Genomic DNA, 13,068 nt, shown 5'->3' on the forward strand with positions numbered 1-13,068 from the left:
TTCGGCCTTCCCAGCTGCGGACCAAATATGGAAAAGGCGCGGCCCTTTTCAGGACCACGCCTCTATCCCGGCTTGTCCCGGACGATGCCGGAACCGGCCCACCGTATGTCAGGGCATCTCGGCGCGGTTGGGTGTTGTGCCATTGCGTTCCGAATAGCGCTTGGCGGCATAGCCACCGGCCAGGATTGCCAGCATACTCGGCAGGCTCAGCCGGGCGATGAGCGATGTCGCCGCCACGCCGAGGGCGGCGCCGGTGGCCCCTCCCATGCCTCTGGTCTGCTTGGCCAGCTTGTCGCCGACGAATGCACCGATAACCTTGCCGATCATATCAAGTCTCCTTTGCAGGACGAACGGGGGATCGACTGTCGGGTTCCAAGGGCGACTCGCCCGCATCGCGAGCAAGGCCGCTTTCGAGCAGGGCGTTCGCGCGTGCCGCCACGTCCATCGGGGCGGGATCGCCCTCGCCCCCCCAGATGGCGTAGCGAAGGCCGAGGAACACGTTCATTCCCATGATCGCCCAGGCTTCGACCTCGCCGAGCCCGTCGCGCAGTTCGCCGCGGCCCCCGCCTTTGGCGAGGCGCTCCGCGATGCGCTGGCCGATCGTCTCGTAATGGCTGCGATAGCTGGCCGGATCGACGAATTCCGCCTCGTCGATAATGCGATAGACTTCCTTGTGTTCGGCGGCGAAGCGAAGGAAGCCGGCCAGCGCCTGCCGCTCGATCGTGAGCGCCGGGGCCGCAGGGTCGATCGCGGCGCGCGCCGCCTGCTTCACCGCATCGCTCATATCCGAGACGAGCGCGCGGAAGATCGCGTCCTTGCTGTCGAAGTAGGTGTAGAAGCTGCCCAGCGCCACGCCGGCCCGCGTGGTGATCGCGCTGATCGAGGCTTCGTGGAACCCCTTCTCGCCGAATTCCTGCGCGGCGGCGTCAAGCAACCGCCGCAAGGTGCGCCGCCCCCGCTCGGTGCGCGGCAGCTTATCCGCCTGCTTATCCGCCTGCGTCGCAGTTTCGCCCATAATCCCCTCGATCCATTCCCATTCGCCCCCCTGCGGACCTAGCGGCATGAGCGCCATGCGCAAGAACAAACTTGAAAGGTGGTTCAGGTTTCAGTATTGGGACGGGCGAGAGGCCGATCGCGTGATGCGGGACAGGCCCGTTCTTGGGAGGGATTCATCATGACACATCGCACCAATCGCCTGTTTGCCGGACTTCTTGTCGGCACCGCCCTCGGTGGTTTCGCCATTCCCGCCGCTGCGCAGACGACCAGCCAGGCGGTTCCGGTCGAACCCGGCCCCAATGCGAACGAGCAACCGGAAGAGCCGGGCGTCGACAACACGATCATCGTGACGGCGCGCCGCCGCGAGGAACGTCTCGTCGACGTGCCGATCGCCGTCACCTCGCTGAGCGGCGACCAATTGGAAAAGGCGGGCGCGCTGGACATCACCGATGTCGGTCAGGTGGTGCCCAACGTCACGCTAGAAGCCAGCCGCGCGACCAATTCCACCCTCTCTGCCTTCATCCGCGGGATCGGCCAGCAGGACCCGGTTTCGGGCTTCGAACAGGGCGTCGGCATCTATCTCGACGATGTCTATCTGAACCGCCCGCAGGCCGCCGTGCTCGACATCTACGATGTGGAGCGGATCGAGGTGCTGCGCGGGCCGCAGGGCACGCTCTATGGCCGCAACACGATCGGCGGGGCGGTGAAATATGTGACGCGCCGTATGCCGCAGGATTTCGCGCTCAAGGCCCGCGCGACCTACGGGACCTACGATCAGGCGGAAGGCGTGGTGACGGCCTCCGCGCCGCTGAACGACATCATCCGCGTCGGCGGATCGATCGCGCGCCTGTCGCGCGGCGGGTTCGGCGAGAATCTGACGACCGGCCTCGAAAACTACAACAAGGATATCTGGGCCGGACGGCTCAGCATGGAGATGGGCGGCTATGGCGAGCCGGTCTTCCTGCGCATCACCGGCGATTACACCAAGGATAACAGCAATCCGCGCGGCGGCCATCGCCTGATTCCCGGCCTGCGCTCGGGCGCGCCCGTGCTCGAAGACGTCTATGACACGCGCGGCGGCCTGACCGATCCCCAGCAGGAGGTCGAAAGCTACGGCCTCGCCATGAATGCGGAGATCATGGTCAGCGACACGGTCACGCTGCGTTCGATCAGTGCCTGGCGCAAGGACGACAGCTTCAGCCCGATCGATTTCGATGCGCTGCCCGCCGTCGATCTCGATGTGCCGGGTGCCTATTTCAACGAGCAGATCAGCCAGGAATTCCAGGTCCTCTACGATAACGGGCCGTTGAACGGCCTGCTCGGCTTCTATTATCTCGACGCCAAGGCCGACACGCTGTTCGACGTGCGCATCTTCACGACCTTCAACGGCCTGACCGCTTTCACCCGCGCCGATGTCGATACGGAGACCTACGCGATCTTCGGCGATCTGACCTATGATATCGGCGACCGGTTGAGCGTATCGCTGGGCGGGCGTTACACCTGGGACGAGCGCAGGGCGGATATCCTGCGCCAGAACTATCTTGGCGGCGGATCGCCCTTCTTCGGCGGCGCAGGCATCCCGTTCGGCGCGCCCAGCACCAATTTCGACGGGTCGCGCGAGTTCAAGAAGTTTACGCCCCGCGCCTCGGTCAGCTTCATGCCGACGCCGGACCACAATCTCTATGCGAGCTATTCGAAGGGCTTCAAGGGCGGCGGGTTCGATCCGCGTGGGGTCGGCGCCAACGCGCCCGCCGCCATCCCCGGCCGCCCCACCGATGCGGAAATCACCGATTTCCTGAGCTTCGCCCCCGAACAGGTCGACAGCTACGAGATCGGCTACAAGGGCAGCTTGATGGGCGGGATGGTGAACGTGGCGGCAGCGGCGTTCTATGCCGATTACACCGACGTGCAGATCCCCGGATCGGTGGCCTGCACCGTGGCGGGCCTGCCCAGCTTCTGCGGGGTCGTCTCGAACGCCGGTGCGGCGACCTTCAAGGGCCTGGAGCTCGAAGCCAGCGCGCGGCTGGGCGGCGGGTTCAACCTGTCGGGATCACTCGGCTATATCGACGCGCAATATGACGAATACATCACCAATATCGCCAACACGCCGACCGATGTCTCCGAATTCCGCGAGGTCCAGAACACGCCGAAATTCACCGGCAGCGCCACGGCCAGCTATTCGATGCCGGTGGGTGCGGGCGACCTCTATCTGGGCACCACGGTCAGCTATCGCAGCAAGACCTACCAGTTCGAGATTCCCAATCCCTATATCGATCAGGACGGCTATGCCCTCGTCGATGCGAGCGTGGTCTATACCGCGCCGGGCGACCGGTTCAGCATCGGGGTGTACGGCAAGAACCTGTTCGACAAGGAATACAAGACCAGCGGCTACACCTTCGTCGCCGCCGATCCGCGCACCGGGGCGATCCCGCTCGGGGCGAACGGGTTCCCGATCCCGACGCTCGGCCCGGAAGGCACGCTGACCGCGTTCTACGGCAATCCGCGCCAGGTCTTCGCCACAGCGACGTTCAAATACTGACTGGGTCCTCCCCCAACGGGGGAGGGGGACCGCCGCGCATGGCGCGGGGGTGGAGGGGCACCCCGACCGCGATCACTTCGCCTGAGAGGATGCCCCTCCACCATCCTGCGGATGGTCCCCCTCCCCGGTCCGGGGAGGATCAGCCCGCCGCCGCCTGGCCCTCGCGTGGCACTGCGAAGCGGCGCACGTAATCGCCCAGTTCCTCGTGCACCCGCTCTGCGGTGAGGCCGAACTGTTCGAGGCTGTAGCGATGCGGGCGCCGCTTCAGGCGCTGTGACCGCTCGACGAAATCTTCCATCCCCGCGACGGCAGGCGCCATGTCGAGGTCGAGGAAGCGATAGACCCGCTCCATCGTGCCGCGCCAGTCGGCATCCATCTCCTCGTACTGGACGTCGATCATCCGCTCTGCCGGGATCAGGGCGCGCGCGGCCTGCATCCGCTCGATCTCCAGCCGGGTCTTGCGCAGCCATTCCTCGCCGATCGTCTTCGGATCGACATGGTCGGAATAGATGATGGTCTGGTTCCACGCCAGCGAGGCGGCGCTACCGACGATCGCCTGCGGATCGCGATGGGTGAAGATCAGGCGCGCATCGGGAAACACTTGAAGCAGCGCGGGCAGGTCGAGCATGTGCTGGGGGGTCTTGAGGATCCATGGACGGATGCTGGAGACTTGCTGCGACCAGCCGATCAGCCTGAGAAGGTCCGCCATGTGGCGATAGGCGGGCGTCGCGTCCTCGCTCTCGCACCATCGCCCGTAGCTCGGCACATGCCACTGCGCCTCGTGTTTCATGCCCCAGAAGCTGGCGACCAGCAGGCCGAGTTCCTCTTCGGGTTCGTAGGGCCCGGTGGGATGGATCGACAGGGTGCGCGGATTGGCGAGGCGCGCCACCTTCATGATGCGGCTGGCGAGGACGGGGCGGAAGTCCTCCTTCTCGCCCGCCAGCACCTCTTCGAACTCCGGGCGTGGGACCGGGCTGATCGTTTCGAAACTGCGCATATGCGAAAAGCGCTGGTCGGCGGCGAGCAGGCGGTGGAGGCGCGTGGTGCCCGAGCGCATCGGGCCGACGATGACCACCGGGCGCCGCAGGGGCCGGGCGAGAATTTCGGGATGACGCGCGAACCACCATTGGGTCAGCAGCCGATCGCGCAGGACGTGGTGGAACTGCTTTTCCGCCGCCAGCTCGCCCGCCGGATTGAGCCGCGCTTCCTGCGCGACCGATTCGAGCAGGACCTCCAGCGGCCGTTCGAACCACGGATCGCCGAAATCCTCGAGGCCGGTCGTATGGCGGGCGTGATCGAGCAGCGCGGTTTTTTCGAGGCTAGGCTTGTCCAGAAAGCCGGTCCGGCGCCCCAGCTTCACCGCGATATTCAGCCCGTCGATAAAGCGCGTGCGGCGCGGCGGGATGGCCGGGATCGGTTTCGATGTGGCTTGCAAGTCAGTCCTATCCAATCTGGCGACGGCGAGCGTGTCGCAGCCTGTCGTATTGGGGGGTCAATGCCTGGAGCCGATCATCGTGCCCTGCCCGCGCCCCCATCCATGGGACTGGCCAAGCCAAAAGCGAGCGGGCATAGGCGAACGCCATGCACGATATCGCCTTTATCCGTAAGAACCCCGGCGCTTTCGACGCGGGGCTGGCCCGTCGCGGAGCGGAGCCGCAAGCCGACACCATCCTCTCCCTCGACGCCCGCCGCCGCGAGGTGACGACCGCCCTGCAACAGGCGCAGAGCCGCCGCAACGACGCCTCGAAGGCGATCGGCCAAGCGATGGGTCAGGGCGACACGGCAAAGGCCGAGGCGCTCAAGGCCGAGGTCGCCCAAATCAAGCAGCATATGCCGGAGATGGAAGAGCAGGACCGCGCGCTCGCGAGCGAATTGAACGACCTGCTCGCGCGCCTTCCCAACCTGCCCGCCGAGGACGTGCCGGAAGGCGAGGACGAAGCCGGGAATGTCGAAGTCTCGCAATGGGGCGACCGGCGCGAATTTACCTTCGAACCCAAGGAGCACGCCGATCTCGGCCCGGCGCTCGGCATGGATTTCGAGACCGGCACCAAGCTGTCGGGCGCGCGCTTCACCTTCCTGCGCGGCGACATGGCGCGGCTCCACCGTGCGCTGGCTCAGTTCATGTTGGACCGACAGACTCGCGAGAACGGCTATACCGAATGCAACCCGCCGGTGCTGGTCAACGACGAAGCGATGTACGGGACCGACAAGCTGCCCAAGTTTGCCGAAGACAGCTTTGCAACTGAAGTACGTCACGACTGGGACCGCATTGAGGAAGAAACTGCCGCCCGTTATAAAAGGATGGGTGATGTATTCGAGCCAGACGCTGCTGCGAAAGAGAGCGTCGAAATTCATAAGCGCCTTCGTGCGATGGACAACGCAGATCGACGCTGGCTCGTCCCGACCTCCGAGGTTCCCCTCACCTATTCGGTGGCGGGCGAAATCATCGACGATCTTTCGGACCCGATCCGCATGACGGCCCACACGCTCTGCTTCCGATCCGAGGCCGGGTCGGCGGGGCGCGATACGCGCGGGTTCATTCGCCAGCACCAGTTCGAAAAGGTCGAGCTGGTCAGCATCTGCCGCCCCGAAGACAGCGAGGCTGAGCACGAGCGGATGACGCGCTGCGCGGAAGGCATTCTCGAAGCGCTGAACCTGCCCTATCGCCGGATGCTGCTCTGCACCGGGGACATGGGTTTCGGCGCGAAGAAGACTTTCGACCTCGAAGTCTGGCTGCCGGGCCAGGGCGCCTGGCGCGAGATCAGTTCGTGTTCCAACACCGGCGATTTCCAGGCGCGACGGATGAATGCGCGCTATCGCCCGGAAAACGAGGGCGCAGGAGCGAAGAAGACCGAATTCGTCCACACGCTCAACGGATCGGGCCTCGCGGTCGGGCGGACTTTGGTCGCGGTGCTGGAGAATTATCAGGAAGAAGATGGCAGCGTCGTCGTCCCCGAAGCCCTGCTGTCCTATATGGGCGGGGTATCGCGATTGGAGCCGCGCGCGCGATGAAGATCCTCCTCACCAATGACGATGGCATTCACGCTCCCGGCCTCGAAGTGCTCGAGGCGATCGCGCGCGAATTCAGCGACGATATCTGGATCTGCGCCCCGGACGAGGAACAGTCCGGCATGGGCCATGCGCTCACCCTGACCCGCCCCGTGCGCCTGCGCCAGCATGGCGAGCGGCGCTTCTCCGTCACCGGAACGCCCACCGATTCGGTCACGATGGGGCTGCGCAAGGTGATCGACGGCACGCCGGACCTGATCCTTTCCGGCGTCAATCGCGGAGCCAATCTGGGCGACGACATCACCTATTCGGGCACTGTCTCCGCCGCCATCGAAGGGGCGCTGGCGGGCGTGCGCTCGATCGCGCTGAGCCAGGTCATGGGCCCGGTGCGCGGCCGCGAGGACGGATCGCGGGAAGATTATTTCGCCGCCGCGCGAGAATGGGGCACGCGCGTGCTCACTCCGCTGCTCGATACGCCTCTGCCCGATCGCACGCTGGTCAATGTCAATTTCCCCGCCCTCGCCCCCGATCAGATCAAGGGCATCCGCGCGGTACGGCAGGGCTTCCACGACTATTCGCGCGGCACCGTGGTCGAAGGGCGCGATCCGCGCGGCTTCCAGTATTACTGGTTCGGCCTCGAAGCGATCGAACACACGCTCGACCACGGGACCGATCTCGAAGCGATCGACGAGGGCTATGTCGCGGTCACCCCGCTCCAACTCGATCTGACGCATCACGCCTCGCTCGGCGCGCTGGCGGACCGGTTCGCGTAATGAGCCGCGAGAAGCAGGTCGACACGATCGCGCCGCAGGGCAGGTCGCGTTCCTTTCGCGGCCCGCGCTACCAGCCGCTGCGCCGCGCGGTAAAGATCCCGGTCTGGGGCGATCTCGGCATCCGCCTCGGCCTGGCACTGTTCCTGATCAGCATCGTGGTGATGATCCACTGGTGGGACCGCGAAGGGCTGGTCGACAATCTCGACGGCGAGGTCAGTTTCCTCGACGTGATCTATTTCACCATGATCTCGATCACCACCACCGGCTTCGGCGATATCGCGCCGATTTCGGACCGGGCGCGGCTGGTCGAGGCGGTGATCGTGACGCCGATCCGCTTCGCCGTGTTCTTCATCTTCGTGGGCACCGCCTACAATTTCATCATCAAGCGCAGCTGGGAGAAATGGCGCATGGCCCGCATCCAGGAGCAATTGTCGCAACACATCGTGGTGCTGGGCTTCGGCATTTCGGGATCGCAATCGGTCGACGAACTGATCGAGCGCGGGACCGATCCCAGCTGCATCGTCGTCATCGACCCAAGCGAGGAACGGCTGCACGATGCCGAACGGCTCGGCTGCAACGTCATGGCGGCGGATGCCACGCGCGACGAGACGCTGAAGGCGGTCCATATCGACCAGGCGCAGAACGTGCTGGTCTCCGCCGGACGCGACGACACTTCGATCCTGATCGTCCTGACCGTGCGCGCCCTCGCCCCGCACGTGCCCATCAGCGTGGTGGTGCGCGCCGACGATAACGAATCGCTCGCGCGGCAGGCGGGGGCGAACAACGTCATCAATCCGGTCAAGTTCACCGGTCTCTTATTGGCGGGCAGCGCCAAGGGCGCGCATATCGCCGAATATCTCGCCGACCTCGCCAGCGTGTCGGGCCGGGTCCAGCTGATCGAGCGCGAGGTGACCGAGGCGGAATGCGGCAAGTCGATCGGCGAATTGTCGAGCGGGGGACGCGGCCTGCGCGTCTATCGCAATGGCGAAGCGCTCGGCTTCTGGGAAAGCGAATGCCAGGCGCTCCAGACCGGCGATGTCATCGTCGAGATCGTTCCGACCGTGACCGGGGAGCAGAAGGGCGATGGCTCCGACTGACGGGCGCATGGTGGCGCAACCGGGGTTTTGCGTGTAGAGGCGCGCCGAACACCCCCGGATTCCCTTATGACCACCACATCCCCGTCACTGATTCCCGACCAGAAAAAGGTCGGCATGGTCTCGCTCGGCTGCCCCAAGGCGCTGGTCGACAGCGAGCGCATCCTCACCCGCCTGCGCGCCGACGGCTATGCGATGAGCCCGGATTACGCGGGCGCCGACGTGGTGCTCGTCAACACCTGCGGTTTCCTCGACAGCGCGAAGGAGGAAAGCCTTGCAGCTATCGGCGAGGCGATCGCGGAAAACGGCCGGGTGATCGTGACCGGCTGCATGGGCGAAGAGGCCGACGCCATCCGCGCCGCGCATCCGCAGGTCCTCGCAGTGACTGGCGCGCATCAATACGAGCAGGTCGTCGAGGCAGTGCATCTGCACGCACCGCCGTCGCAGGGTCCGTATATCGATCTGATCCCGCAGCCGGATGTGAAACTCACACCGAGACATTACAGTTACCTCAAGATTTCAGAGGGTTGCAATCACTCCTGCGCCTTCTGCATCATCCCCGACCTGCGTGGCAAGCTCGCCAGCCGCCGCGTGGACGCGGTGCTGCGCGAGGCGGAAAAGCTGGTCGCGGCGGGGACGAAGGAATTGCTGGTGATCAGCCAGGATACCAGCGCCTATGGCGTCGATACGCGGCATGAACCGCGTGACTGGAAGGGGCGCCAGGTCCGCGCGCACATGACCGATCTCGCCCGCGAACTGGGCGGCCTGCGCACGGCGGACGGCGCCCCGCCCTGGGTGCGGCTGCATTACGTCTACCCCTATCCCCATGTCGATCAGGTCATCCCCTTGATGGCCGAGGGTTTGCTGACCCCCTATCTCGACATCCCGTTCCAGCACGCCGCGCCCTCCGTCCTGAAACGCATGAAGCGCCCGGCGAACGAGGCGAAGGTGCTGGAACGCCTCAAGAACTGGCGCGCGATCTGCCCCGATATCGCGATCCGGTCGAGTTTCGTCGTCGGCTTTCCGGGCGAGACCGAGGAGGATTTCCGCTATCTGCTCGACTGGCTCGAGGAAGCCCAGCTCGACCGGGTCGGCGGCTTCCGCTTCGAACCGGTAGAGGGCGCGCAGGCAAACGCCCTGCCCGATCAGGTGCCCGAAGCGGTCAAGGAAGAGCGCTATGCCCGCCTGATGGAAGTGACCCAGCGCATCTCGACCGCCAAGCTCCAGGCCAAGATCGGCAGGACACTCAAGGTCATTATCGACGAGGTCGGCGAACCGGACGAGGACGGCGATATCGGCGCGACCGGCCGCAGCCAGGCCGACGCGCCCGAAATCGACGGACAGGTCTTCCTGCGCGATGTCGGAGCGGATATCGCGCCCGGCGACATTCTCGACGTCACGATCGAGGACGCCGATGCCCACGACCTGTTTGGCGCCATCGGCTAGAACCGCCCCATGAGGCTGCACCACAAACGGTATCTGCTGTTCCTCGTGGTGATGGCGATAGCCTTGTGGCCCGCGCTCGCCTTCGTCCCATGGGCCAGCGCGCTTCTGATCGCATTCGATGTCGGCGTTCTCGCCTTCATCCTGTCCTGCATCGGAGTGTGGCGGCATGGCGGCCCCGAAATGTTGCGGCGCGAGGCGCGGGCGAACGATGTCGGCGGGATCGGCCTCCTGTTCATCACCGCGCTCATCTGCGCCAGCGTCACCGGTGCGCTGTCCACTCTGCTGCTGGGCAAGAATTCCCTGTCGGCAGGAGAAATCGCGCTGATGGTCGCCACGCTGATCGCGACCTGGTGCTTCGCCAATCTGGTTTACACCTTCCACTACGTCCGCCTCTACTGGAGCGACGGGGACCGGCCGGATGGCGGGCCTGAAGACGCACCGCCCGGCGAACAGGGCGGGTTGCAGTTTCCCGGCGATGCGGCGCCAGGCTTTTCCGATTTCGTCAATTTCGCCTTCGTGATCGGGATGACCTGCCAGACTGCGGATGTGAACATTACCGGCGCGCATATCCGGCGCGTCGCGACGTTCCACGGCTTGTTCGCCTTCGCCTTCAACCTTGGCATCCTCGCTCTTGCCGTGAACGCCCTCGCCTCGATCTAGCCGAGGGAGACAGGCTGCCGGGACGCCGGACCGTTATCTTTCGGGTTCGGACGAAACCCTATCCCCCCTCACGCGTAACCCAAGCGTGACCATCTCCATCCACACCCGCTTCGCCTTCTCGCTCGACAAGCCGACCGATGTCCTCCTGCAATTTGAAGCGGCGGATATTCCCGAGCATGAAATCCTGTCGAGTTCGCTCGACATGACCGAGGCCGAGCACCGCGCGCATGTCCCGGCGCAGGACGATATCGGCACCCGGATCTGGCTGCGCGCCCAGGGCGATTTCGAGGTCGATTATCAAGCGAGGGTCCGCCCGATCCGCCAATTGGCCGCGCTCGAAACGCTCCAGCCGATCCTGCCCCACGACATGCCGGGCGAAGCGGTCCAGTATCTGTTCGATTCCCGCTATTGCCCCGCGGACAAGTTCCAGCCCTTCGTGGAGGCCGAATTCGGCGGGACCCAGGGCGGCGCGCGGATCGCGGCGATCAAGGAATGGATCGAGAGCCATTTCACCTATCAGTCCGGCGTCAGCGACGCGCGCACCGATGCGCTCGACAGTTTCGTGGAGCGACGCGGGATATGTCGCGATTTCGCGCATGTCCTGGTGACGATGGCGCGCGCAAGCACCATCCCGGCGCGCTATGTCGCCTGCTATGCGCCGGGCGTGGAACCGCCGGACTTTCACGCCATCGCGGAGGTTTTCCTGAGCGATCCCGAGACCGAAGGCGGCGGCACCTGGCAATTGGTCGATGCCACCGGAATGGCCGATCCGGCGGAAACAGTGAAGATCGGCGTCGGGCGCGATGCCGCCGATGTCAGCTTCCTCACAAGTTTCGGCCCCAACAATTTCCGGCGCAGTTCGGTCAAAGTATCGCGGGAGGACTGACGACCAGCCTGTACGGCGGGAGCACTCCCCGGTGGGAGCGATGAATATGTATGCGGCGCGCTGGCCTCTATAGGACGGGTTTGATAGCCCCTTTGGTGTAGGGGCGGTAAGGAAGGGGAAGATACGACATGGGCTTCACAGCGGACCGGCTGCTTCTGTTCGGCGCGACCGGAGACCTGTCGCAGCGTATGCTGCTCCCATCCCTCTGCGCGCTCCATGCCGATGATTTGCTGGCGCCAGAGCTCAAGATCGTCGGCACGGCCCGTTCGGAATTGAGCACGTCCGAATTCCGCAATTTCGCGCGCGAGGCGCTGGAAAAACACCTTCCCGCGGGGCGACGCGGCGGGGTCGGCACGTTCCTCAACCGCCTGAGCTACGAAGCGGTCGATGCGACCACGCAGGAAGGCTACGACCGACTCGCGAAGCAGGTCGAGGGCGAAAGCGAAGGGCTCGCCATCTTCCTGTCCACCGCGCCGAGCCTGTTCGAACCGACCATTTCCGGCCTCTCCCAGGCGGGGCTGACGGGCAATCGGACGCGGATCGGGCTGGAAAAGCCGCTCGGCACGGATCTCGCCTCCAGCCAGGAAATCAACGACGCGGTGGCGGCGGAGTTCAGCGAGGACCGCATCTTCCGCATCGACCATTATCTGGGCAAGGAGACGGTGCAGAACCTCCTCGCCCTGCGCTTCGGCAACATCCTGTTCGAGCCGGTGTGGAATTCCAACTATATCGATCACGTGCAGATCACCGTGGCGGAAACGGTCGGGCTGGAATCGCGGGTCGCTTATTACGACGACAGCGGCGCGCTGCGCGACATGGTGCAGAACCATATGCTGCAATTGCTCGCCCTCGTCGCGATGGAGCCGCCGACCAGTTTCGACGCGACTGCGGTGCGCGATGAGAAGGTCAAGGTCCTGCGCGCCCTGCGCCCGGTCGGATCGGAAGACACGGTGACGGGCCAGTACCGCGCCGGCGCCGTAGGCGGCGCGGCGGTGCCCGGTTACGACGACGAGCTGGGCAAGCCCTCCGATACGGAGACCTTTGTCGCCATCAAGGCCCATGTCGACAATTGGCGCTGGAAGGGCGTCCCGTTCTATCTGCGCACGGGCAAGCGACTGCCCGAGCGCGTGACCGAGATCGTGGTCCAGTTCCGCTGCATCCCGCATTCGATCTTCGCCGGGCGCGGGGCGAAGACCATGCCCAACCGGCTCGTGATCGGCATCCAGCCGGAAGAGAATATCCAGTTCTCGCTCATGGCCAAGGTTCCCGGCCTCGATCGCGAGGGGCTGAGGCTGCGCCAGGTCCCGCTCGACGTGACGATGCCGCACGCCTTTTCCGACAAGATCCGGCGGATCGCCTACGAACGCCTGCTGCTGGACCTCATCGAAGGCGACCAGACCCTGTTCGTCCGCCGCGACGAGGTGGAAGCGCAGTGGGAGTGGATCGACGCGATCCGCGCACGCTGGGAGGAAAGCGGCGAACCACCCAAGACCTACACCGCCGGCACATGGGGCCCCAGCGCCGCGATCGCCCTTGCCGAACGCGACGGAGTGAGCTGGCATGACGAGTAGGGTTCTTCGCTCGCAAAGGCACAGAGGCGCAGGGCGTCTGTCCGCACCGCAGGCGCTTTATTCGAACCTCCGTTCGCCCGGCATGCTCGCCAGG

The 13,068-nt window shown here is 65.1% G+C and carries 11 protein-coding genes; 8 read left to right on the forward strand and 3 right to left on the reverse strand.

Translation table 11 applies throughout. From position 1 onward, the window contains the following. Positions 1 to 108: 108 nt before the first annotated feature. Positions 109 to 327 (reverse strand): hypothetical protein, encoded by a 219-nt coding sequence (locus GRI47_RS09090; protein ID WP_160660933.1) that lies wholly within the window; start codon positions 325 to 327, stop codon positions 109 to 111. A gap of 1 nt (position 328) precedes the next feature. Beyond that, positions 329 to 1,015 carry a TetR/AcrR family transcriptional regulator gene (locus GRI47_RS09095; protein WP_160661395.1) on the reverse strand — a complete coding sequence of 229 codons (687 nt, stop codon included), beginning with the start codon at positions 1,013 to 1,015 and terminating at the stop codon, positions 329 to 331. A 159-nt stretch (positions 1,016 to 1,174) separates the two neighbouring features. Here GRI47_RS09095 and GRI47_RS09100 point away from each other — a divergent pair, with 159 nt between their 5' ends. Continuing rightward, complete coding sequence (locus GRI47_RS09100; protein WP_160660934.1) at positions 1,175 to 3,535, forward strand: TonB-dependent receptor; 2,361 nt, start codon at positions 1,175 to 1,177, stop codon at positions 3,533 to 3,535. A gap of 139 nt (positions 3,536 to 3,674) precedes the next feature. Here the strand turns inward: GRI47_RS09100 and GRI47_RS09105 are convergent, their stop codons facing one another. Continuing rightward, a complete protein-coding gene (locus GRI47_RS09105; RefSeq protein ID WP_237452657.1) occupies positions 3,675 to 4,970 on the reverse strand; it encodes a sulfotransferase family protein in 1,296 nt (431 codons plus the stop codon). Positions 4,971 to 5,116: 146 nt separating this feature from the next. Between GRI47_RS09105 and serS the strand changes: the two genes are divergently transcribed. From serS to zwf, 7 genes are all read left to right on the forward strand, one after another. Further along, the gene (gene serS / locus GRI47_RS09110) at positions 5,117 to 6,547 is read left to right on the forward strand and encodes a serine--tRNA ligase (protein WP_160660935.1); all 1,431 of its coding nucleotides are present in this window, start codon (positions 5,117 to 5,119) and stop codon (positions 6,545 to 6,547) included. Beyond that, on the forward strand, positions 6,544 to 7,317 hold the full coding sequence (surE, locus tag GRI47_RS09115; protein ID WP_160660936.1) for a 5'/3'-nucleotidase SurE: 774 nt from the start codon (positions 6,544 to 6,546) through the stop codon (positions 7,315 to 7,317). The genes serS and surE overlap by 4 nt, the downstream gene beginning before the upstream one ends. Further along, entirely contained in the window at positions 7,317 to 8,414 is a 1,098-nt protein-coding gene (locus tag GRI47_RS09120) for a potassium channel family protein (RefSeq protein ID WP_160660937.1), read from the forward strand. Before surE ends, GRI47_RS09120 begins: the two co-directional genes overlap by 1 nt. A gap of 66 nt (positions 8,415 to 8,480) precedes the next feature. After that, positions 8,481 to 9,857, forward strand: coding sequence for a 30S ribosomal protein S12 methylthiotransferase RimO (gene rimO / locus GRI47_RS09125; protein ID WP_160660938.1), 1,377 nt, complete (start codon positions 8,481 to 8,483; stop codon positions 9,855 to 9,857). A 9-nt stretch (positions 9,858 to 9,866) separates the two neighbouring features. Next, a complete protein-coding gene (locus tag GRI47_RS09130) occupies positions 9,867 to 10,517 on the forward strand; it encodes a DUF1345 domain-containing protein (protein ID WP_160660939.1) in 651 nt (216 codons plus the stop codon). Between the two features lie 85 nt (positions 10,518 to 10,602). Then, positions 10,603 to 11,403 carry a transglutaminase domain-containing protein gene (locus GRI47_RS09135; protein ID WP_160660940.1) on the forward strand — a complete coding sequence of 267 codons (801 nt, stop codon included), beginning with the start codon at positions 10,603 to 10,605 and terminating at the stop codon, positions 11,401 to 11,403. A gap of 128 nt (positions 11,404 to 11,531) precedes the next feature. Next, positions 11,532 to 12,974, forward strand: coding sequence for a glucose-6-phosphate dehydrogenase (zwf, locus tag GRI47_RS09140; protein WP_160660941.1), 1,443 nt, complete (start codon positions 11,532 to 11,534; stop codon positions 12,972 to 12,974). Positions 12,975 to 13,068: the final 94 nt, after the last annotated feature.

The sequence above is a fragment of the Qipengyuania pelagi genome, assembly GCF_009827295.1.
GTDB lineage: Bacteria > Pseudomonadota > Alphaproteobacteria > Sphingomonadales > Sphingomonadaceae > Qipengyuania > Qipengyuania pelagi.